The following is a 20,846-nucleotide window of genomic DNA, read 5'->3' on the forward strand; positions in this document are numbered from 1 at the left end:
GCTGAACAACCCAACCCTCATTCGGAAGGAGTAATTCCATGTGGACCAAACCTGCATACACTGACCTGCGTATCGGCTTCGAAGTCACCATGTACTTCGCTAACCGCTAAGCCGGGCTTAGGGTTTCACGCCTCGGCCTGCCGGGGCGTTTTCGTTTTTCAGATCCGGTTTCTGCATAGAGAGTGGCCATGTACATCCAGGTTCTCGGCTCCGCCGCCGGTGGCGGGTTCCCGCAGTGGAACTGCAACTGCGTCAACTGCAAGGGCTACCGTGATGGCACCCTGAAAGCCACGGCGCGCACCCAGTCATCCATCGCCCTGTCCGACGACGGTGTGCACTGGATATTGTGCAATGCCTCGCCCGACATCCGCGCCCAACTGCAGGCCTTTGCGCCGATGCAGCCGGCCCGGGCACTGCGCGACACTGGTATCAACGCCATCGTCCTGCTGGACAGCCAGATCGACCACACCACCGGCCTGCTCAGCCTGCGCGAAGGCTGCCCGCATCAGGTGTGGTGCACGGACATGGTCCACCAGGACCTGACCACCGGTTTCCCGCTGTTCAACATGCTCAGCCACTGGAACGGTGGCCTGCAGTGGAACCGTATCGAGCTGGAAGGCAGCTTCGTGATCGACGCCTGCCCCAACCTCAAGTTCACCCCCTTCCCCCTGCGCAGCGCCGCGCCGCCTTATTCGCCACACCGCTTCGACCCGCACCCGGGCGATAACCTGGGTTTGATGGTCGAAGACACCCGCACCGGCGGCAAGCTGTTCTACGCCCCGGGCCTGGGCCAGGTAGACGAAAAGCTGCTGGCGATGATGCACGGTGCCGACTGCCTGCTGGTCGACGGCACCCTGTGGGAAGACGACGAAATGCAGCGCCGTGGCGTGGGCACCCGCACCGGCCGCGAGATGGGTCATCTGGCCCAGAACGGCCCTGGCGGCATGCTGGAAGTGCTCGACGGCTTCCCGCGCCAGCGCAAGGTACTTATCCACATCAACAACACCAACCCGATTCTCGACGAAGACTCACCCGAGCGCGCCGAAGTCCTGCGCCGGGGCGTCGAAGTTGCCTTCGATGGCATGAGCATCGCGTTGTAAAACAGTCTGTGAGGCGACACCAGACCCTGTGGGAGCGGGCATGCCCGCGAAAAAGCCAACACGGTCCATGGCACCGGCTTCGCCGGTGTTCGCGGGCACGCCCGCTCCCACAAGGGAGAGGGATGTGCCAGGCCAGATAATCGTTCTACAGGAGCCAGCCGAATGAGCGACGCACTGCCAATGTCCCCTGCCGAATTCGAGCAGGCCCTGCGCGCCAAGGGCGCCTATTACCACATCCATCACCCGTACCACGTGGCGATGTACCAGGGGCGCGCCACCCGCGAGCAGATCCAGGGCTGGGTAGCCAACCGCTTCTACTACCAGGTCAACATCCCGATGAAGGATGCCGCGATCCTGGCCAACTGCCCGGACCGCGAAGTGCGCCGCGAGTGGATCCAGCGCCTGCTCGACCACGATGGTGCGCCCGGCGAGGATGGCGGCATCGAAGCCTGGCTGCGCCTGGGCCAGGCTGTCGGGCTGGACCCGGACCAATTGCGCTCGCAAGAACTGGTATTGCCTGGCGTGCGCTTTGCCGTGGACGCCTACGTCAACTTTGCCCGCCGCGCCAGCTGGCAGGAAGCCGCCAGCAGTTCGCTGACCGAGCTGTTCGCCCCGCAAATCCACCAGTCACGCCTGGACAGCTGGCCGCAGCACTACCCGTGGATCGACCCCGCCGGCTATGAGTATTTCCGTACCCGCCTGGGCCAGGCTCGACGCGATGTGGAACACGGCCTGGCGATTACCCTGCAGCACTACACCACCCGTGCGGGCCAGGAGCGTATGCTGGAGATACTGCAGTTCAAGCTGGATATCCTCTGGAGTATGCTCGACGCCATGAGCATGGCCTACGAACTGAACCGCCCACCCTATCACTCCGTCACCCAGGAACGGGTGTGGCACAAGGGAATCACCCTATGAGTTTCGACCGTAACCAAGTGCCGAACTGGCGCCCCGGCTACCGCTTCCAGTACGAGCCGGCGCAAAAGGGCCATGTGTTGCTGTACCCCGAAGGCATGATCAAGCTCAACGACAGCGCGAGCCTGATCGGTGGCCTGATCGACGGCCAGCGTGATGTGGCAGCGATTATCAGCGAACTCGAACAGCAATTCCCCGATGTCCCGGAAGTGGCCGATGACATCGAGCAGTTCATGGAGGTGGCCCGTGCCGAACACTGGATCGTCCTCGCCTGAGTTGCCACCTACGCCCGAGGTCGGCCTGCCGCTGTGGCTGCTGGCCGAGCTGACCTACCGCTGCCCGCTGCAGTGCCCGTATTGCTCCAACCCGCTGGACTTCGCCGCCCAGGGCCAAGAGCTGAGCACCGAACAGTGGTTCAAGGTCATGGCTGAAGCGCGGGAAATGGGTGCCGCACAAATCGGCTTTTCCGGCGGTGAACCGCTGGTACGCCAGGACCTTGCCCAGCTGATCGCAGAGGCCCGCCGCCTGGGTTACTACACCAACCTGATCACCTCGGGCATTGGCCTGACCGAGGCGCGCATCGCCGACTTCAAAAAGGCTGGCCTGGACCATATCCAGATCAGCTTCCAGGCCAGCGACGAGCAGGTGAACAACCTGCTGGCCGGCTCGAAAAAGGCTTTTGCACAGAAGCTGGAAATGGCCCGCGCGGTAAAAGCCCATGGCTACCCGATGGTGCTCAACTTCGTCACCCATCGGCACAACATCGACAAGATCGACCGCATCATCGAGTTGTGCATTGCCCTTGAGGCCGACTTTGTCGAACTCGCCACGTGCCAGTTCTATGGCTGGGCGCACCTCAACCGCCTTGGGCTGCTGCCAACCCGCGCGCAGCTCGAGCGGGCAGAACGTATCACCAACGAATACCGGGACAAGCTCAAGGCCGAGGGCAACCCGTGCAAGCTGATTTTCGTTACCCCTGACTACTACGAAGAGCGCCCCAAGGCCTGCATGAACGGCTGGGGCAACCTGTTCCTCACCATCACCCCGGACGGTACCGCCTTGCCCTGCCACGGTGCCCGCCAGCTGCCCGTGCAGTTTCCGAATGTACGCGACCACGACTTGCACCATATCTGGTATGAGTCGTTCGGTTTCAACCGCTTCCGTGGCTATGAGTGGATGCGCGAACCTTGCCGCTCCTGCGACGAGAAAGAAAAGGACTTCGGCGGCTGTCGCTGCCAGGCCTTCATGCTGACCGGCGATGCCAGCAACGCAGACCCGGTGTGTGCCAAATCGACCGAGCACGGCATCATCCTCAAGGCCCGCGAGGAGGCAGAAACCGCCCAGCTCGCGATCGAACAGATGACCTTCCGCAATGATCGAAACTCCCGTGTCATCGCCCGCGGCTGAGTTCAGCGCGGCCCAGGCGGTTGCCGCCGGCACCGACTTCGCCGAACTCAAGGTCAGTGCCGACGGGCTGTTCTGGAACGAATTCCGCCCAGCCGATGGAGCGTGCCGTATCTGGCACTGGCTGCACTACCAGGCCCGCTGCCTGACCCCGGACGGCTTCAGCGTACGCAGCCGGGTTTATGAGTACGGCGGCGGCAGCTTCTGCCTAGGTGGCGACGGGCTGGTGTTCGTCAACGAAAAGGACCAGCAGGTCTACACCCAGCCGCTGGACGATTCGCTACCGCGTGCGCTGACCCAGGATGTCAGCTGCCGCTACGGCGATGTGCAGTGGCACGACGGCCAGGTGCTGGCCGTCGAAGAGCGCCATGCCGAGCAGGTAGAGCACCGCCTGGTCGCTTTGGGTGACAGCAGCCGCGAGGTGCTCGCCGAGGGCGCCGACTTCTATGCCTCGCCTGCTGTCAGTGCCGATGGCCAGCGCCTGGCGTGGATCGAATGGGACCGCCCGGCGCAGCCCTGGACCGTCACCCGGCTGATGTATCGCGCGCGCGATGCCAGCGGCCACTGGGGGCCGACGCAATGTGTAGCCGCCGCAGAAGAATCGCTGCAACAACCACGCTTCGATGCCGAAGGTCGGCTCTACTGCCTGTCCGACCGCAATGGTTTCTGGCAACCCTGGGGTGAGGTCGATGGCCAATGGCAGGCGTTGCCTGCCGCACCGGCAGACCATGCTGCTGCGCCTTGGCAATTGGGCACCTGTACCTGGTTGGCACTGGGCCCGCGAAGCTACCTGGCCAGCTGGTTCGAAGACGGCTTCGGGCAATTGGGGCTGCGTGGTGAAGATGGCCGTATGGAGCGTTTCGCCAGTGCCTACACACGCTTTCGCAGCCTGGCCATGGACAGCGAACACCTGTATGCCATCGCCGCGTCGCCCATCAGCCCCCCGGCAGTCATTGCCATTGACCGCAGCAACCATGAAGTACGCGTGCTGGCCGGTGGTGCCGAAATGCTGCCGGCAGGGCAAATCAGCCTGCCGCAGCCGATCCATTACGACAGTGGCGGCGAGCAGGCCCATGGTTTCTTCTACCCGCCAGCGCAGCCGCAAGGCGCCGCACCGCTGGTGGTGTTCATCCACGGCGGGCCAACCTCAGCCTGTTATCCCGTGCTCGACCCGCGTATCCAGTATTGGACCCAGCGCGGCTTTGCCGTGGCCGACCTCAACTACCGGGGCAGCACCGGCTATGGTCGGGAATACCGCCAGGCACTGCACCAGCGCTGGGGCGAGAGCGATGTGGCCGATGCCTGCGCGGTAGTCGAATACCTGGCAGCTCAGGGCGTGGTCGACAAACGCAAGGCGTTCATCCGCGGCGGCAGCGCCGGGGGCTACACCACCCTGTGCGCTTTGGCGTTCCAAGACGTGTTTCGCGCCGGCGCCAGCCTGTACGGGGTCAGCGACCCGATAGCCCTGGGCCGTGCCACCCACAAGTTCGAGGGTGATTATCTGGACTGGTTGATCGGCGACCCGCAGCGGGACGCTGACCGCTATCGCCAGCGCACGCCGCTGCTGCATGCAGAGCGCATCAAGGTGCCGGTGATTTTCTTCCAGGGTGAGCTGGATGCAGTGGTGGTGCCGGAACAGACGCGGTCCATGCTGGCAGCGTTGCAGGCCAACGGGATCGACGCTGAAGGGCACTTTTATGCGGGAGAGCGGCATGGGTTCCGCAAGGCGGAGAACCTGGCGCATGCCTTGGAAGAAGAGTGGAAATTTTATTGCCGGGTGTTGGTGCAATAGTTCCAGGCGCCCCCGCAGGAGCAACCTTGTGCTGCTCCTGCAGGGGCCAATCTCTGCCTGTATCAACGCTTGGCGATGATATACACCGCATGCACGATCCCCGGAATGTACCCCAGCAGGGTCAGCAGGATATTAAGCCAGAACGCCCCACCAAACCCGACCTGCAGGAACACCCCCAGCGGCGGCAGAAGAATGGCGATGATGATGCGAATAAAGTCCATGCGAGTCTCTCCTGAAGGGTTACATCAAAGACTAGCTCCCAGCCGTAGAGGTTCCACAGGCAAAAAAAAACGCCCCGGGCCGAATGAAACAGGCCAGGGGCGATGCGCAGGAACGCCAGACGGTTCGTTGAATTCTTTGCCAGGCCGCTACGCCGGCATTTCGCGACGGGCCTGCTGCTGGGCATGCAGGCGGGCGAAAGCGCGCGCCAGGCGCAGCAGCATTTCGTCGATGTTGCCTTTGCTCACAGTCAGCGCCGGTGAAAAGCGCACTACATCCACTTGCGGCGCGTTGAGCAGCAGGCCTTCGTGCAGGGCCGCAGCCACCAGTTCGCGGGCCAGGTTTTCTTTCAGTTGCAGGGCCCATAGCAGCCCGTGACCGCGCACCTCACCCTGACCATAGCGCCCGGTCAGGCGGCTCAGGCCTTCACGCAGGTGACGACCGTTGTCCTGTACCTGGGCTAAAAAGCCAGGTTCCAGCACGCTGTCCAGCACCGCCAGGCCGGCGGCGCACATCAGCGCGTTGCCGTGATGGCTGCCTTCCAGCTCACCAGGCTCGGCGCAGCATGCCTTGCCCCTTGCCAACAAGGCGGCCAGCGGCACGCCGCCCCCCAGGCCCTTGCCCAAGGTGATGATGTCGGCGCGCACGCCATAGAGCTCCTCGGCCAGCAGCGCACCACAGCGACCAATACCGGTCTGCACCTCATCAAGGATCAGCAGGATGCCCAGTTCACGGCAGAGCGTTTCCACGCCCTTGAGGTATTCCTGAGTAGCGGGAATAACGCCCGCCTCCCCCTGTATCGGCTCGAGCATGATTGCCACGGTGCGTGAATCCACCTCGGCGTGCAGCGCCGCGAGGTCATTGAACGGCACCTTGCTGAAACCCGGCAGGCCAGGTTCGCAGCGATTGCACGGCAACGGGTCGGACGCGGACAGCGCGCCGAGGCTACGGCCATGGCAGGCTTGGCTGGCAGTAATGATGTGATAGGCGCCGTTGCGGTGCAGTTGGCCCCACTTACGCGCCAGCTTGATCGCCCCTTCACAGGCCTCGGCACCGCTGTTAAGCAGGTAGGCCTGGTCACTGCCGGTACTCTGACACAGCCGGTTGACCAGCCCCAGCAGGCCACGGTTGTGGAAGCCCGAGCCCGGGTTGATCAACGCCTGAGCCTGGTTGCCCAACGCTTTGACCAGCACGCTGGGGCTGTGGCCCAAACTGTTGACCGCACCGCCCTGAGTGAAGTCCAGGTAGGCATGCCCTTCGTTGTCCCACAACCATGAGCCCTGGCCACGCACGAATACCTGCGCTGCACGTTCGGCGCCGGGCATCAGGCGCTCAGGCGACAGCTCAGACGCGTGCGGCACGATCACCGGCGCACGCTTGGGCTCGGCGGCGGCGGCAGGAGCCGAGCGGCGCAGGTTGAACAGGTTCATCAAGGGCTCCAACCAATCACGGTAAAGGGCAGCCACGGTGCGGTCTTGGTGCCGGCACTCGATATTTTGCCTTTCCTATCAAAAGTGTTTTTCATCCGGGGTAACAATCGACCGAATCATCGCTGTAACCCTTTGGAATACGGCGATAGACTAGGCTTCAGCAGGGTTTTCGACCATTTCGTTTTTCCAGCATTTTCGATAAGTATTACTTATGGATTTCCGCCAACTGCGTTATTTCGTCGCGGTGTACGAAGAAGGCCACGTAGGCCGTGCCGCCGAACGCCTGTCGCTGTCACAGCCGGCGCTTTCGCAGCAGATTCGCCAGTTGGAGCACAGCCTCGACCTGAGCCTGTTCGAGCGCAGCAACAAACGCTTGCTGCCGACCCTGGCCGCCCACACCTTGTACAACCATGCCCTGCCGTTGCTCGACGGCCTGCAGCGCGCCCACGAGGCTATGCGCAACTTCAAGGGCCAGTCGCTGCGCACCTTGGCTATCGGTGTATTGCAGACCGTGCGGCCAAGCCTGATACCGCAGCTGCTTGAACGGCTGCGCAAGGCTCAACCTCACCTGGTCGTGCAGATTTACGAGTTGTCGGGGTTAGAGATCGAACGGCGCCTGCTCAATGGCAACCTGGACATCGGCATCAGCTACTTGCCGCCGCGCCAGCCAGGGCTGCATGGCCTGCTGTTGTACGAAGATGAGCTGCAACTGGTCATACCCGATACCCACCCGCTGAAGGACTTCAAGAAGGTGTCCATCCGTCAGGCCGCCGAGTTGCCCATGCTGATGCTGGGCGAAGAGTTCCAGATCCGCCAGATCTGGCAGGCGCAGCTGGCCAGCCAAGGCCGACGGCCGCAGGTGCAGGCAGAGATGAACAATATGGCAGGGATTCTCGATAGCCTCGCGCACACGGCGCTGGCTACCATTCTGCCGGGGCGCGCCAAGGAGGCCGCCGAAGATGATCAGGGGCTGCTGTGGAAGCCGTTGAGCGAGCCGCGCGTGCCATTGAAGGTTGGCTTGGTATTTCGCGATGCCCAGCGCCAGCAGGCCTCTGTAGAGCTGCTGCGCACATTGCTTGAGGAAGAGACGGACGCCCGCCTGCTGGGGGCATCACCGCTGGATGTGCTGGCCTAAAACACGCACACAAAGAAAACCCCGCCGAAGCGGGGTTTTCCAGACTGTTTCCCTGTGACATCCGTATCGCCCCGCCATCCTGGCAGGTGGTCCTTCGTCGTCATCCTTGATCTGTCCTATGCGCTTCCTGCGCAACGTCCATGTGATAAAGATTAACAGTGGATCCAATCTTAGAACAGTGGTGAAAAGTCACCGCGTCGTGTAGGAAAAAGCTTACACAGGGAGTTCATTCACAGATATGCGATGGCTGAGGCCGCTTTGCGGCCCAATCGCGACGCAAGGCCCCACATATCCAAACTTAGGCGATACCTGTGGGAGCGGCCTTGCGTCGCGATTGGGCTGCGCAGCAGCCCCAGAAATCGATCAGAACTGCTCGGCATCCAGCAGGTACAGCGACTCACTTCCCGCCTTCACCGAAGCCACCAGCGAATCCACCCGTGGCAGCAACCGCGCGAAGTAGAACCGCGCCGTACCCAGCTTGCCCGAATAGAACGGCGCATCCCCCTCGCCCGCCTGTGCCGCCCGCGCCATCAGTGCCCACATGTAGCCATAGGCAACATAGCCAAAGGCATGCAGGTACTCGACCGAAGCCGCGCCAATTTCATTCGGGTTGCCCTTGGCCTGCTGCAGTACCCACTCGGTCAACCCGTCGAGCTGATCGAGCGAAGCGCCCAGTGGCTTGGCGAATTCGTCCAGTTCGCTGCCTGCACCGGTAATGAACTGACGAATCTCGTCAGAGAACAGCTTGTAGTATGCCCCGCCGCTGGCCACCACTTTACGCCCCATCAGGTCGAGGGCCTGGATGCCATTGGTACCTTCGTAGATCTGGGTAATGCGCACGTCGCGCACCAACTGCTCCTGCCCCCACTCACGAATGTAACCATGCCCGCCAAATACCTGCTGGCCGTGCACTGCGCACTCCAGGCCCAGGTCGGTGAGGAAGGCCTTCGCCACCGGCGTCAGCAGTGCCACCAGCTCTTCGCTGCGTTTGCGCACGCTGGCGTCTTCGCTGTACTTGGCACTGTCCAGTTGCATGGCCACATAAGTGGAGAATGCGCGGCCACCTTCGATCAGCGCCTTCATGGTCAACAGCATGCGACGCACGTCCGGGTGGACGATGATCGGGTCTGCAGCCTTGTCCTTGGCTTGTGGGCCGGCCGGGGCACGGCTTTGCAGGCGATCGCGGGCGTACTCCACGGCGTTCTGGTAGGAGCGCTCGGCCGACGCCAGGCCTTGAATGCCAACGCCCAGGCGCTCGTAGTTCATCATGGTGAACATGGCCGCCAGGCCTTTGTTCGGCTCACCGACGATGTAGCCGACAGCTTCGTCGAAGTTCATCACACAGGTAGCCGAGGCCTGGATGCCCATTTTGTGCTCGATCGAGCCGCAAGTGGCCGGGTTCCGCGCGCCGAGGCTACCGTCTTCATTGACCAGGAATTTCGGCACCAGGAACAGCGAAATACCTTTCGGCCCCGCCGGTGCATCCGGCAACTTGGCCAGCACCAGATGGATGATGTTCTCGGTCAGGTCGTGTTCGCCACCCGTGATGAAAATCTTGGTACCGCTGACCTTGTAGCTGCCATCCGCCTGGGGCTCGGCCTTGGTGCGGATGATGCCCAGGTCAGTACCGGCATGCGGCTCGGTCAGGCACATGGAGCCGGCCCAAACGCCGGCATACATGTTCGGAAGGTATTTTTCCTTCAAGGCCTCGCTGGCGTGGGCGTTGATCGATAGGCAGGCGCCGGCGGTCAGCATCGGGTACAGGCCGAAAGCCAGGCTGGACGCGTTGACCATTTCCTCGACCTGGGCCGAGATGGCCTTGGGCATACCCATACCGCCGAACAGCGGGTCGCCGCCCACGCCCACCCAGCCGCCTTCGGCGTAGGTGTTGTAGGCCTCGATGAAACCGGCTGGGGTGCGTACCGCGCCGTTGTCCCAGTGGCAGCCCTCTTCGTCGGCGGCGCGGCTGAGCGGCGCAATGGTCCTGGCGGTGACCTTGCCGGCTTCTTCCAGCACGGCCATGGCCGTGTCGGCATCGACAACCTCGGCCAGCCCGGGCAACTGCGTCCACTGCTCGGCCACGTTGAAGACTTCATTCAGTACGAAGCGCATGTCGCGCAGCGGCGCTTTATAGTCAGCCATGACAACCTCTCGCTAGTCGGGTCGGGGCGGTCTCGGGGAACCGCGACACTGGGGTTACTGGCAGTGTAACCGAACAACTTTTGCGAGACATAGGGTCATCAATCGACTGTATAGTCTCACCTGGTCACGCCGTGCGCACTGCCCCACGCTGTGATTGTCGCCCATGCACCATGACACAATTTCGCCCCGCGCCTTTGGCACTGTAAAGCGCCTGGTCGGCGGATTTCAGCACCGCCTCGGGGTTTCGATGATCGGCCTGGCGCTCGGCCACGCCGATACTGATGGTGACCGAGACCGTGCCGCCGGCGCTGCCCGCCCGGCGCTGGCGCCCGGCGGTATCGTCCTGCGGGCGGTTGTGCTGATCGCGCAGGTGCATCACGTAATTGGCGATCACTTCACGCACGGCTTCCACATGCGGCACGCATTCCGCGGCAGTCTTGCCGGCGAACACCAGGGCGAACTCCTCCCCGCCATAACGGTAGGCGCGGCCACCGCCGGTGACCTTGGACAAGCGGCTGGCGACCAACCGCAGCACCTGGTCACCGACATCGTGGCCGTGGGTGTCGTTGAATTTCTTGAAGTGGTCGACATCGGTCATGGCGATCACATAGTTACGCCCCAGGCGCTGCATGCGCTCGTTCAGCGCACGACGCCCCGGCAGGCCAGTCAGCTCGTCACGGAAGGCCATCTGATAAGCCTCGTGCGCCACTGCCGCGGCGATCATCAGCATTACCTGACTGCACATGATGTTCAAGGTAAACGGCAGGATGAAGGTTTGCGGCAGCATCCAGAAAATGCCCAGCAGGCCGATCAACTGCGCAGCGTGCAGCGGCCGGGGTGCACGCAGGTACTGCACCACCAGCAGAATGAACACACCCAGGAAAAGTGGGTAGACCATCTGGATCAGGCTCATCCAGTGGCCATGCAAAGCCGGCCAGCGGATCTCCGCCAACCAGGTCAGCAACGCCTCGGGGTAGCTTTGCTGGAGGGCCACCGCCACACTGCCCACAGCAAACAGTACGGCACCGCGGGCGACCAGGTCCTGCAGCAGGTGCGTGCGCTCCTGCCAGGCGCCGTACAGCCCGAACAGCGCCGGCAGCAACAGGCAGACCAGGTGGAAGATCACCGCGGCGTCCTCACGCACGCGGCCATGGTCACGGTAGAAGTCGGTCTGGGTATCGAGCAGGAAGTAGGCGATGTACACCGTCAGCATCAGGAACAGCTCACGCTGGCGGCGGTAAACCGCGCAGTAGGCGCCGCCCAGCAGTAGAACCAAGGTAGGCAGGACATTGAACAGCGATGTGAAAAAGACGCTGAGGTCTCTCACATAGGCTGCGGCGAGCCCTGCCAGCAACAAGAACAGCGACGGCAGGAAGTGGCTTGCGCGAACAGCATTAAAACGAAACAAGGGTAATCTCCAACCCGGCAGATCAATAATGGCATTGTGCCCTCACTTCATCGGCAGTGCACTGGAACAGTTGAATTTGCGGTTGGATGAACGAACTTCCGGCCGCCACGCGAGCCTTGTAGGAGCGGGTTTACCCGCGAATACGGTAGCGCCGGAACGGTGAACGGCTGATGGAGATTGGCCAGCAGGCATGGCCTCTTCGCGGGTGAACCCGCTCCTACACCACGGCCTGTGTCCAACCCCTGATGTGTGTCCTCCACCGTGGTAGGAGCGGGTTTACCCGCGAATACGGTGGCGCCGGCAACGGTGAACGGCTGATGGAGATTGGCCAGCAGGCATGGCCTCTTCGCGGGTGAACCCGCTCCTACACCACGGCCTGTGTCCAACCCCTGATGTGTGTCCTCCACCGTGGTAGGAGCGGGTTTACCCGCGAATACGGTAGCGCCGGCAACGGTGAACGGCTGATGGAGATTGGCCAGCAGGCCCGGCCTCTTCGCGGGTAAACCCGCTCCTACGAGGGACCACGCTGAACCTGAAGACGTAAAAAACCCGCCTGCCGGTCAGGGCAGGCGGGTTTTGGGTACAGCGCCAGTATCAGTACGACAGGCCGAAGTGCTCTTCGTCCATCGCCATCAGGTTGTTGGCGCCCGACAGCATGGTCGCCACATGGGTACGGGTACGTGGCAGGATGCGCTGGAAGTAGAAGCGGGCAGTCTGCAGCTTGGCGGTGTAGAACGCCTCCTCGCTGGTACCGGCTGCCAGTTTCTCGGCGGCCAGGCGGGCGATGTCGGCCCAGAAGTAAGCCAGGCAGGCATAGCCGGAGTACATCAGGTAATCGACCGAAGCCGCACCCACTTCTTCACGGTCCTTCATGGCAGCCATGCCCACTTTCATGGTCAGCTCGCCCCACTCCTTGTTGATGGCCGCCAGCGGTTCGACGAACTCCTTGACCGCTTCGTTACCTTCCTGCGCCTGGCAGAACTTGTGCACGATCTTGGTGAAGCCCTTCAGTGCTTCGCCCTGAGTCATCAGCACTTTGCGACCGAGCAGGTCGAGGGCCTGAATACCGGTAGTGCCTTCGTACAGCATGGAGATACGGCTGTCGCGCACGTTCTGCTCCATGCCCCATTCGGCGATGAAGCCATGGCCGCCGTAGATCTGTACGCCGTGGTTGGCGGCTTCGAAACCGACTTCGGTCATGAATGCCTTGGCGATCGGGGTCAGGAACGCCAGCAGGGCATCAGCCTTCTTGCGCTCTTCTTCGTCCTGGCTGTACTTGACGATGTCCACCTGCTTGGCAGTGAAGTAAACCATCGCGCGATTGCCTTCGGCGAAGGCCTTCATGGTCAGCAGCATGCGCCGTACGTCCGGGTGGACGATGATCGGGTCAGCGGCCTTGTCCGGTGCTTTCGGACCGGTCAGGGAACGCATCTGCAGGCGCTCACGGGCGTACTTCAGGCCACCCTGGAACGCCACCTCGGCGTGGGCCAGGCCTTGCAGCGCGGTACCCAGGCGAGCAGTGTTCATGAAGGTGAACATGCAGTTCAGGCCTTTGTTGGCTGGGCCGATCAGGTAGCCGGTGGCAGCATCGAAGTTCATGACGCAGGTAGCGTTACCGTGGATGCCCATCTTGTGTTCGATCGAGCCGCAGCTCACGCCGTTGCGCTCGCCCACGCCTCCCTCGGCGTTGGGCAGGAACTTCGGCACGATGAACAGCGAAATCCCCTTGGTACCGGCCGGTGCGTCCGGCAGGCGGGCCAGGACGATATGGACAATGTTGTCGGCCATGTCGTGCTCACCGGCCGAAATGAAGATCTTGGTGCCCGACACTTTGTAGCTGCCGTCGGCCTGTGGCTCGGCCTTGGTGCGCAGCATGCCCAGGTCGGTACCGCAGTGCGGTTCGGTCAGGCACATGGTGCCGGTCCACTCGCCGGACACCAGCTTGGTCAGGTAGGTGTGCTGCTGCTCGGCAGTGCCATGCGCAGAAATAGTGTTCATCGCGCCATGCGACAGGCCTGGGTACATACCCCACGACCAGTTCGAGCCACCGACCATTTCGCTCAGGGCCAGGCCCAGCGACTCTGGCAGGCCTTGGCCGCCATGCTCGACGTCATGTGCCAGGCTCGGCCAGCCGCCTTCGACGAACTGCTGGTAGGCTTCCTTGAAGCCGGTTGGGGTTTTCACCCCCGATTCGCTCCAGGTGCAGCCTTCCTGGTCACCCACGCGGTTCAACGGCGACAACACCTGCTCACAGAACTTCGCGCCTTCTTCAAGGATCGCGTCGACCATGTCGGGCGTGGCGTCCTGGCAGCCCGGCAGGCTCTGATAGTGCGCCTCATAGCCAAGCAGCTCGTCGCGAACGAAGCGGATATCACGCAAGGGGGCTTTGTAGTCAGGCATTGCGATGAACCTCTAGGTGAGTTCTGTGGGGTGACCCGCGCTTGGCGGAAGCCGATCAAACAGTTGTTTGAAACTTACGTTTAGCTCAGCTTTCTGTCAAGGATGGACTATGGTGCCATTTACGCCACGAAAAATGGCAAATCAGTCATGCCATGGCACAAACCCTTGTAGGAGCGGGCTTGCCCGCGAAGAGGCCCGACCAGACAAAATTGTTGTCTGATCGGACGCATTCGCGGGCAAGCCCGCTCCTACAAGGGCAGGCGCTGAAATAGGGGATGACGCAAGTGTTCAGGCGTAGGTGTCGATGATCCGGCCAAGCATTTCGTCGGATGCCTTGGCGACCTTCGCGCCAAGCTCGACTTCGGTCTTGCCCACCGCCTGTTGCACGACACTGGTGGCCAGGTCCATCTGCTGGCTGCGGTCGACCGCGCGCAGGCGTTCGGCCTGAAAATCGCTGGACTGGCTAGTGGCGGTACGTTCGGCAGTGGTGTTGGCGATCTGGCTGGCGGCCTGATCGACGCGGTTCTGGCCGGTCTGGATTGCGCTCAGGCCCGCGTAGTAGGCGGAGCTACCGGTGATTTCCATGTCAGGACTCCATTGACGCTGGATGACGAACAGCCCCAATTAAAACAGGCTAGGGGCGAAAAGGCCCGTTTAAATCCCTAATGGCTCAATGCCAGTTGATAGGCCTTGGGTATTCCTGCACTGGCCGCCTCGCGGGTAAACCCGCGCCCACAACCGTATGCGTCTCCTCGTAGGAGCGGGTTTACCCGCGAAGAGGCCGGGCCTGCATCACACTAATCCAGCAGATCCAACTGCAGATGCTCAGCCACCATGTCGGCACTGGCCTGCTTGAGCTTGGGCACCCGCCCCAGGCAAGGCGCCGGCAAGCGCTCTGCAAGGCTGGCCAGGTTCTCTTCCAGGCGTGAAGTGCGCGGCTCGATGATGTTTGCCACCCAACCCGCCAACTGCAGCCCATCACGCTCGATCGCTTCGGCGCTGAGCAAGGCATGGCTGATGCAACCCAACCGCACACCTACCACCAGAATCACCGGCAACCGCAGGGCAACGGCAAGATCGGACAGGTTCTCCAGGCCCGACAGCGGTACGCGCCAGCCACCGGCCCCCTCTATCAGGGTGAAGTCGGCATTTTGTTGCAGCACATTGCGCATCGCCGCGAGCAGTTCTGGCACAGCCAGCGTCACCCCTGCCTCGCGCGCCGCCACATGCGGGGCAATAGCAGGCTCGAAGGCAAACGGATTGACCTGCTCATAGGGCAGCTTGACCGTGCTTTCGTCGATCAGCGCCAGGGCATCGCTATTGCGCAAACCTTTCGGCGTCATGGTGCAGCCCGAGGCAACCGGCTTGGCACCCAGTGTGCTCATGCCCTGCAAACGCGCCGCATGCAACAGGCCAGCGGCGATGGTGGTCTTGCCGACATCGGTATCGGTACCCGCAATGAAAAAGGCCTGGCTCATCGTGCTCCCCTTACGCCAGTGGCTTGCGCAACACACCATAGACCACTTGATAGGTGGCTGGCAGCCCCGCGGGTTGGCGAAATGCCTCATAGGCCTGCAACAGGCCCTGCATTCGCGCCCGGCCGGTGAGGCCGGAAGGTCGCCCAGGGTTCAGATTGTGCGCCCCCAACGCCTTCAGTTCGTGGGTCAGGCTGCGCACATCCGGGTAGTGCAGCACATGCGGGCACCGCTCCAGCTCAAGCTGCTCAAAACCGCTGGCTGCGCACAGGCGCTGATAGTCTTCGAAACGGCGGAAGCGGTTTACATGCACCAGGCCATCCACCGCCTGCCAGCTGGCGCGCAGTTCGTCGAGGGTGCCCACGCACAGGCTGCTGAAGGCCAGTACTCCACCTGGGCGCAGCACCCGCTGCGCCTCGGCCAGCACACTGGCGAACTGATCGCACCACTGCACCGCCAGGCTGGAAAACACCAGGTCGACGCTGCCATCGCACAGCGGCAAACGCTCGGCGTCGCCAACCACGTGATACTGCGCCCCACCCTTTACATGACGGGCATGAAGCAACATGCCTTCGGCAATATCCACCGCCACGCCGCTGGCCTGGACGAAACGCTCGGCCAGCATGCGGCTGAAATGGCCGGTGCCACTGCCCAGGTCCAGCCAGTGTGACGGCTGCAGGCCTGCCGGCAACAGCTCCAGCAGGCTCAGGCCTACAGCGCGCTGAAGGGCCGCCACGCTGTCGTAACTGGCCGCGGCGCGGGAGAACGAGGCCGCCACCTGGCGCTTGTCGGGCAATGCGCCGGGCAGGGTCGGACGGGAAAGGTCAGTCATCGCCACTCTCATGCAGAAAACTCTTGATGCCCGCCGCCAGCTCCTGCGGATACTCCAGCAGGAACGCGTGGGAACTGTCTTCGACCAGGCCCACTTCTACATCGGGCAACAGCTCGCTCAACGCCTTTGCCGCCTCTGCCGGCACTAGCGCATCGCTGCCGGCGAACAGGTGCAGTTGCGGGCCACCATAGGCCTGCAAGGCTTCACGGGTGTCCAGCTTGGCCAGCACTTCAAGGCCAGTGGCCAGGTACAACGGGTCGGTATCCGGCACGCCGACACCCAGCTGACGCAACAAGGTGCGCGGCTGCAGGGCGCCGTCGCTGCACAAGGTACGGAAGCGCTTGAGGGTGACCTGGGTATGGTTGCGGCAGCCGTCGAGGAAGGTGCCGAAGGTGTCTTCGGCCATGCCATGGGGCCAATCTGGCCGGGCCAGGAAGCTGGGGTTGCTGGCCAAGGTCAGCAGCCCGCAGCAGTGGTCGCCACGCTTGTGCGCCAGCGCGCTGGCCAACATGCCACCCAGTGACCAGCCACCCAGCCAGACATTGCTGGGCAGCTTGCGGTCCAGATGGTCGATCCAGGCCTGCACATCGCTGTGGGCCAGTTCTGGCAGGGGCATCAGCTCTACCTGCAGGCGGGCGTCCTGAGCACGCAGGCTAGCGGCCAGCGGCTCCAGCGCAGCAGTTCCCAAGCCCCAGCCGGGCAATAGAACAAGTCGATTACGCATCGGCGTTCTCCAACTGTGGATAACACTCGGCCAATGCATTCAACAATAGCTGCACCTGCGCCTCGCTGTGTGCGGCGCTCAGGGTTACCCGCAGGCGTGCGCTGCCAGCCGGCACGGTGGGTGGGCGGATGGCCGTCACCAGCAAGCCTCGCTCACGCAGCAGGCGTGACAGGCGCAACGCCTGCGCACTGTCGCCGATGACGATGGGCTGGATCGGCGTCGGGCTGTCCATCAACTGCAGCCCCAGCTGCTGCGCGCCTTCTCGGAACTGGCGAATCAAGGCTGCCAGGTGCTCACGACGCCAGGTTTCGCGGCGCAGCAGCTCCAGGCTCTTGAGTGTGGCGCAGGCCAGCGCCGGTGGCTGGCTGGTGGTGTAGATATAGGGGCGGGCGAACTGTACCAGCGCCTCGATCAGCGCTTCGCTGCCAGCAACAAAGGCACCCGCGGTGCCGCAAGCCTTGCCCAACGTGCCGATCAGCACGGGTACATCATCCACGCCCAGGCCAAAGTGCTCGACGATACCGCCGCCTTGGGCGCCCAGGGTGCCCAGGCCATGGGCGTCGTCGACCATCAGCCAGGCACCGCGGGCACGGGCGACATTGGCCAGCGCCGGCAGGTCGGCCAGGTCACCGTCCATGCTGAACACGCCATCGGTCACCACCAGGGTATTGCCGACCGCCTTGTCCAGGCGGCTGGCCAGGCTGGCCGGGTCGTTGTGCAGGTAGCGGTTGAAGCGGGCGCCACTGAGCAGCCCGCCATCCAGCAGCGAAGCATGGTTGAGGCGGTCTTGCAGCACCGTGTCGCCCTGCCCCACCAGCGCCGTGATGGCGCCCAGATTGGCCATATAACCGGTGGAGAACAACAGTGCGCGCGGGCGGCCGGTAAGTTCAGCCAGTGCCTCTTCAACCTGATGGTGCGGAGTGCTGTGGCCAACCACCAGGTGCGAGGCACCACCCCCCACACCCCAGCGCTCGGCGCCGGCCTGCCAGGCGGCGATCACCTCGGGGTGGTTGGCCAGGCCCAGGTAGTCATTGCTGCAGAAGGCCAGCAACCGCTGGCCGTCGACCACCACTTCCGGCCCTTGCGGGCTTTCCAGCAATGGCCGCTGCCGATACAGGTCTGCGGCGCGCCGTTCGGCCAGGCGCGCTGCCAGGTCGAAAGCCATATCAGGCTGTCGCGGCGTCGTAGAACATCTCGCTGCTGCGCTGCTCGACCAGCGCTTGCTCGATGGCTGCCTGGTGCACTTCGTCGGCGTGCTCTTCACGCGCTTCGGGCTTGATGCCCAGGCGTGCGAACAGCTGCATGTCCTTGTCGGCCTGGGGGTTGGCAGTGGTCAGCAGCTTTTCGCCGTAGAAGATCGAGTTGGCGCCCGCCATGAAGGCCAGGGCCTGCATCTGCTCGTTCATCTGCTCGCGGCCGGCGGACAGGCGCACGTGAGACTTGGGCATGAGGATACGGGCCACGGCCAGCATACGGATAAAGTCGAACGGGTCGACGTCCTCTTCCTCAGCCAGCGGCGTGCCGGCCACCTTGACCAGCATGTTGATCGGCACCGACTCCGGGTGTTCCGGCAGGTTGGCCAGCTGGATCAGCAGGCCGGCGCGGTCATCCAGCGATTCACCCATGCCCAGAATGCCACCAGAGCAGATTTTCATCCCGGCATCGCGCACGTAGGCCAGGGTCTGCAGGCGCTCGCTGTAGGTACGTGTGGTGATGATGCTGCCGTAGAACTCCGGTGAGGTGTCGAGGTTGTGGTTGTAGTAGTCCAGACCCGCGTGGGCCAGGGCCTTGGTTTGCTCCTGATCGAGTTTGCCGAGGGTCATGCAGGTTTCCAGGCCCATGGCCTTGACGCCTTTGACCATCTCCAGCACGTAGGGCATGTCTTTGGCCGACGGGTGCTTCCACGCCGCCCCCATGCAGAAACGGGTAGAACCGATGGCTTTGGCGCGGGCAGCTTCTTCCAGCACCTTCTGCACTTCCATCAGCTTCTGTTTCTCCAGCCCGGTGTTGTAGTGGCCGGACTGCGGACAATATTTGCAATCTTCCGGGCAGGCGCCGGTCTTGATCGACAGCAAGGTCGAAACCTGCACGCGGTTGGGGTCGAAGTGCGCGCGGTGCACGGTCTGCGCTTGGAACAGCAAATCATTGAACGGTTGCTGGAACAGCGCCTTGACCTCGGCCAAGGCCCAATCGTGACGTGTTGTTGCAGTTGTGCTGGCGCTCATCGGCGTTTCCTTGTTTAGGCTGTAGCTGGCGCCGGGACAGGAAAGCCCGCCAGCGCATCACGGATAGCTCGCATAGTCATGGAAGGCCTATGAACTGTCAACTGCACTGGAAGCGACTGGTTTACAAGTGCTCACTTATTAATCAGAAGTGCTTGTTATGCGATGAGCCTGCCGAGCAGCCTTACCCGCTGTGCGTTACCTGCGAACAGGCACTGCCCTGGCTGGGTGATCAGTGCCGGCATTGCGCCCTGCCCTTGCCCATGGCCGGCTTGACCTGCGCCCCGTGTGGCCGCTGCTTGCCGGCCTTCGATCAGGTCATTGCCCTGTGGCATTTCGGTTTTCCGGTGGACACGTTGATTAGCCGTTTCAAGCACAATCGCCAATGGCCTTTGGGACGCCTGATGGCTGAGCTGCTGGGGCAGGGGCTGCTGTATCGCTATGCCGAAGGGTTGCCTCGCCCTGACCTGCTGTTGCCTGTGCCTTTGGCCAGGCGTCGACTACGCGAGCGGGGGTTCAATCAGGCGGGGATGCTTGGGCGGTGGTTGTCGTCGCACGTCGGGGTAACCTGCAACGAGCGTTTGCTGGTCCGCACACGCGAGACACCGGCACAGCAACATCTGGGCGCCAAGGCACGGCAGCGCAATTTGCGCCAGGCGTTCGCGGTCATGGGCAAACTGGAAGGCAAGCATGTCGCCATCGTCGATGATGTGTTGACCACCGGTGCCACTGCGCAGGCTATCGCCCAGGCACTGCGCAAGGCAGGTGCGCGGCGGGTGGATGTGTATTGCCTGGCACGTACGCCCAAACCGGGGTATGTATGACCAGGCGCGACCTGCCCCTTTGTAAAGCACCCTTGTATACGGAATACCCATGTCCCTACCCCCCGTTCTCACCCAGCACATCGCCCGCCGCCCACAGCGCATCGCGCTGCTGCAGCACATTGCCGAACAAGGCTCAATCACCCGCGCCGCCAAGGCCGCAGGTATCAGCTACAAGGCGGCCTGGGATGCCATCGACGAGCTCAACAACCTGGCCAGCCAGCCCTTGGTCAAGCGCAGCACCGGTGGCCGCGGCGGTGGCGGTGCGCACTTGTCGCCGGAAGGCGAGCGGGTGTTGCGCCTGTACCAAAGGCTGCAGGCCCTGCAGGCACAAATCCTTGAAGCCGCCGAAGAATCCAGCGACCTCGACCTGCTCGGGCGCCTGATGCTGCGCACCAGTGCGCGCAACCAGTTGCAGGGCCAGGTCAGCGGCCTGCGCCGTGAAGGCCGGTATGACCGCGTCAGCCTGGCATTGAGCGGCGGGCTGGAGATCGATGCGCTGATCACCCACGACAGCACTGCGCGCCTGGAGCTGACAGTGGGAACAACGGTGGTGGCGCTGCTCAAGGCCGGGTGGGTGCGCTTGTTGGCGGAGGGGGAAGAGGCCGAAGCGGGGAGCAATTGCCTTTGCACGAAGGTGGAGGAAGTGCTGGCAGAGGTCGATGGGCCCAGTGAAGTCAGGCTGGCGTTAGGCAACGGGCAGACCCTGTGTGCAATGGCTGATGCGCACTGGTTGGCTGCCCAGCAGGTCGTGGATGGCAGTGTGGTGCGGGTGCAGTTTCACCCGTCTTATGTGTTGATCGGGGTTCCCGCATAGTCTGGCCGCG

General features: G+C 63.0%; 20 protein-coding genes. 9 read left to right on the plus strand and 11 right to left on the minus strand.

Features of this window, described 5'->3' with window-relative positions; genetic code table 11:
- Window positions 1-38: 38 nt before the first annotated feature.
- The 6 genes from pqqA (at window position 39) to V6093_RS15975 (ending at window position 5,211) form a co-directional block, all read left to right on the plus strand.
- Window positions 39-110, plus strand: a complete 72-nt coding sequence (gene pqqA, locus V6093_RS15950) for a pyrroloquinoline quinone precursor peptide PqqA (protein ID WP_003243383.1) — start codon at window positions 39-41, stop codon at window positions 108-110.
- 78 nt (window positions 111-188) lie between these two features.
- Window positions 189-1,100: a pyrroloquinoline quinone biosynthesis protein PqqB gene (gene pqqB, locus V6093_RS15955; RefSeq protein ID WP_003255590.1), complete on the plus strand. Its 912-nt coding sequence runs from the start codon at window positions 189-191 to the stop codon at window positions 1,098-1,100.
- 162 nt (window positions 1,101-1,262) lie between these two features.
- The gene (gene pqqC, locus V6093_RS15960) at window positions 1,263-2,018 is read left to right on the plus strand and encodes a pyrroloquinoline-quinone synthase PqqC (RefSeq protein ID WP_003255592.1); all 756 of its coding nucleotides are present in this window, start codon (window positions 1,263-1,265) and stop codon (window positions 2,016-2,018) included.
- Window positions 2,015-2,290: a pyrroloquinoline quinone biosynthesis peptide chaperone PqqD gene (gene pqqD / locus V6093_RS15965; RefSeq protein WP_003255595.1), complete on the plus strand. Its 276-nt coding sequence runs from the start codon at window positions 2,015-2,017 to the stop codon at window positions 2,288-2,290. The genes pqqC and pqqD overlap by 4 nt, the downstream gene beginning before the upstream one ends.
- Entirely contained in the window at window positions 2,262-3,422 is a 1,161-nt protein-coding gene (gene pqqE / locus V6093_RS15970; protein ID WP_014860209.1) for a pyrroloquinoline quinone biosynthesis protein PqqE, read from the plus strand. The genes pqqD and pqqE overlap by 29 nt, the downstream gene beginning before the upstream one ends.
- Window positions 3,388-5,211, plus strand: a complete 1,824-nt coding sequence (locus V6093_RS15975; protein WP_406669553.1) for a prolyl oligopeptidase family serine peptidase — start codon at window positions 3,388-3,390, stop codon at window positions 5,209-5,211. Before pqqE ends, V6093_RS15975 begins: the two co-directional genes overlap by 35 nt.
- A gap of 62 nt (window positions 5,212-5,273) precedes the next feature.
- Here V6093_RS15975 and V6093_RS15980 read toward each other — a convergent pair whose 3' ends face one another.
- Window positions 5,274-5,432 (minus strand): YqaE/Pmp3 family membrane protein, encoded by a 159-nt coding sequence (locus V6093_RS15980; protein ID WP_003177654.1) that lies wholly within the window; start codon window positions 5,430-5,432, stop codon window positions 5,274-5,276.
- Window positions 5,433-5,579: 147 nt separating this feature from the next.
- Window positions 5,580-6,860, minus strand: coding sequence for an aspartate aminotransferase family protein (locus tag V6093_RS15985; protein ID WP_003255598.1), 1,281 nt, complete (start codon window positions 6,858-6,860; stop codon window positions 5,580-5,582).
- Between the two features lie 211 nt (window positions 6,861-7,071).
- Between V6093_RS15985 and V6093_RS15990 the strand changes: the two genes are divergently transcribed.
- Window positions 7,072-7,995: a LysR family transcriptional regulator gene (locus V6093_RS15990; protein WP_003255599.1), complete on the plus strand. Its 924-nt coding sequence runs from the start codon at window positions 7,072-7,074 to the stop codon at window positions 7,993-7,995.
- Between the two features lie 363 nt (window positions 7,996-8,358).
- On the opposite strand, the gene V6093_RS15995 is transcribed toward V6093_RS15990, so the two are convergent.
- From V6093_RS15995 to bioB, 9 genes are all read right to left on the minus strand, one after another.
- Window positions 8,359-10,137, minus strand: coding sequence for an acyl-CoA dehydrogenase C-terminal domain-containing protein (locus tag V6093_RS15995; RefSeq protein ID WP_234546305.1), 1,779 nt, complete (start codon window positions 10,135-10,137; stop codon window positions 8,359-8,361).
- A gap of 124 nt (window positions 10,138-10,261) precedes the next feature.
- A complete protein-coding gene (locus V6093_RS16000) occupies window positions 10,262-11,545 on the minus strand; it encodes a diguanylate cyclase (RefSeq protein ID WP_003255601.1) in 1,284 nt (427 codons plus the stop codon).
- Between the two features lie 594 nt (window positions 11,546-12,139).
- On the minus strand, window positions 12,140-13,945 hold the full coding sequence (locus V6093_RS16005; protein WP_010951720.1) for a phenylacyl-CoA dehydrogenase: 1,806 nt from the start codon (window positions 13,943-13,945) through the stop codon (window positions 12,140-12,142).
- Window positions 13,946-14,233: 288 nt separating this feature from the next.
- Window positions 14,234-14,530, minus strand: coding sequence for a hypothetical protein (locus tag V6093_RS16010; protein ID WP_003255603.1), 297 nt, complete (start codon window positions 14,528-14,530; stop codon window positions 14,234-14,236).
- 212 nt (window positions 14,531-14,742) lie between these two features.
- Entirely contained in the window at window positions 14,743-15,423 is a 681-nt protein-coding gene (bioD, locus tag V6093_RS16015; RefSeq protein WP_003255605.1) for a dethiobiotin synthase, read from the minus strand.
- Between the two features lie 10 nt (window positions 15,424-15,433).
- Window positions 15,434-16,252 carry a malonyl-ACP O-methyltransferase BioC gene (bioC, locus tag V6093_RS16020; RefSeq protein ID WP_014860214.1) on the minus strand — a complete coding sequence of 273 codons (819 nt, stop codon included), beginning with the start codon at window positions 16,250-16,252 and terminating at the stop codon, window positions 15,434-15,436.
- On the minus strand, window positions 16,245-16,976 hold the full coding sequence (locus V6093_RS16025; protein ID WP_003255608.1) for an alpha/beta fold hydrolase: 732 nt from the start codon (window positions 16,974-16,976) through the stop codon (window positions 16,245-16,247). The genes bioC and V6093_RS16025 overlap by 8 nt, the downstream gene beginning before the upstream one ends.
- Window positions 16,969-18,141 (minus strand): 8-amino-7-oxononanoate synthase, encoded by a 1,173-nt coding sequence (bioF, locus tag V6093_RS16030; protein ID WP_003255609.1) that lies wholly within the window; start codon window positions 18,139-18,141, stop codon window positions 16,969-16,971. The genes V6093_RS16025 and bioF overlap by 8 nt, the downstream gene beginning before the upstream one ends.
- 1 nt (window position 18,142) lies before the next feature.
- Entirely contained in the window at window positions 18,143-19,201 is a 1,059-nt protein-coding gene (bioB, locus tag V6093_RS16035; RefSeq protein WP_003255611.1) for a biotin synthase BioB, read from the minus strand.
- 89 nt (window positions 19,202-19,290) lie between these two features.
- Here bioB and V6093_RS16040 point away from each other — a divergent pair, with 89 nt between their 5' ends.
- Together V6093_RS16040 and V6093_RS16045 are read left to right on the plus strand one after the other, a co-directional pair.
- Window positions 19,291-20,022 (plus strand): ComF family protein, encoded by a 732-nt coding sequence (locus tag V6093_RS16040; RefSeq protein ID WP_003255613.1) that lies wholly within the window; start codon window positions 19,291-19,293, stop codon window positions 20,020-20,022.
- 49 nt (window positions 20,023-20,071) lie between these two features.
- Complete coding sequence (locus V6093_RS16045; protein WP_047603140.1) at window positions 20,072-20,836, plus strand: TOBE domain-containing protein; 765 nt, start codon at window positions 20,072-20,074, stop codon at window positions 20,834-20,836.
- Window positions 20,837-20,846: the final 10 nt, after the last annotated feature.

It is taken from the genome of Pseudomonas putida group bacterium ESBL64 (genome assembly GCF_045277175.1).
Classification (GTDB): domain Bacteria; phylum Pseudomonadota; class Gammaproteobacteria; order Pseudomonadales; family Pseudomonadaceae; genus Aquipseudomonas; species Aquipseudomonas alloputida.

Excerpts from the sequence above, each read along its gene's own strand:
- pqqB (WP_003255590.1), top strand. The coding sequence starts at position 189 with ATGTACATCCAGGTTCTCGGCTCCGCCGCCGGTGGCGGGTTCCCGCAG.
- pqqC (WP_003255592.1), top strand. The coding sequence starts at position 1,263 with ATGAGCGACGCACTGCCAATGTCCCCTGCCGAATTCGAGCAGGCCCTG.
- pqqD (WP_003255595.1), top strand. The coding sequence starts at position 2,015 with ATGAGTTTCGACCGTAACCAAGTGCCGAACTGGCGCCCCGGCTACCGC.
- V6093_RS15975 (WP_406669553.1), top strand. The coding sequence starts at position 3,388 with ATGATCGAAACTCCCGTGTCATCGCCCGCGGCTGAGTTCAGCGCGGCC.
- V6093_RS15980 (WP_003177654.1), bottom strand. The coding sequence starts at position 5,432 with ATGGACTTTATTCGCATCATCATCGCCATTCTTCTGCCGCCGCTGGGG.
- V6093_RS15985 (WP_003255598.1), bottom strand. The coding sequence starts at position 6,860 with ATGAACCTGTTCAACCTGCGCCGCTCGGCTCCTGCCGCCGCCGCCGAG.
- V6093_RS15990 (WP_003255599.1), top strand. The coding sequence starts at position 7,072 with ATGGATTTCCGCCAACTGCGTTATTTCGTCGCGGTGTACGAAGAAGGC.
- V6093_RS15995 (WP_234546305.1), bottom strand. The coding sequence starts at position 10,137 with ATGGCTGACTATAAAGCGCCGCTGCGCGACATGCGCTTCGTACTGAAT.
- V6093_RS16005 (WP_010951720.1), bottom strand. The coding sequence starts at position 13,945 with ATGCCTGACTACAAAGCCCCCTTGCGTGATATCCGCTTCGTTCGCGAC.
- V6093_RS16010 (WP_003255603.1), bottom strand. The coding sequence starts at position 14,530 with ATGGAAATCACCGGTAGCTCCGCCTACTACGCGGGCCTGAGCGCAATC.
- bioD (WP_003255605.1), bottom strand. The coding sequence starts at position 15,423 with ATGAGCCAGGCCTTTTTCATTGCGGGTACCGATACCGATGTCGGCAAG.
- bioC (WP_014860214.1), bottom strand. The coding sequence starts at position 16,252 with ATGACTGACCTTTCCCGTCCGACCCTGCCCGGCGCATTGCCCGACAAG.
- V6093_RS16025 (WP_003255608.1), bottom strand. The coding sequence starts at position 16,976 with ATGCGTAATCGACTTGTTCTATTGCCCGGCTGGGGCTTGGGAACTGCT.
- bioF (WP_003255609.1), bottom strand. The coding sequence starts at position 18,141 with ATGGCTTTCGACCTGGCAGCGCGCCTGGCCGAACGGCGCGCCGCAGAC.
- bioB (WP_003255611.1), bottom strand. The coding sequence starts at position 19,201 with ATGAGCGCCAGCACAACTGCAACAACACGTCACGATTGGGCCTTGGCC.
- V6093_RS16040 (WP_003255613.1), top strand. The coding sequence starts at position 19,291 with ATGAACTGTCAACTGCACTGGAAGCGACTGGTTTACAAGTGCTCACTT.
- V6093_RS16045 (WP_047603140.1), top strand. The coding sequence starts at position 20,072 with ATGTCCCTACCCCCCGTTCTCACCCAGCACATCGCCCGCCGCCCACAG.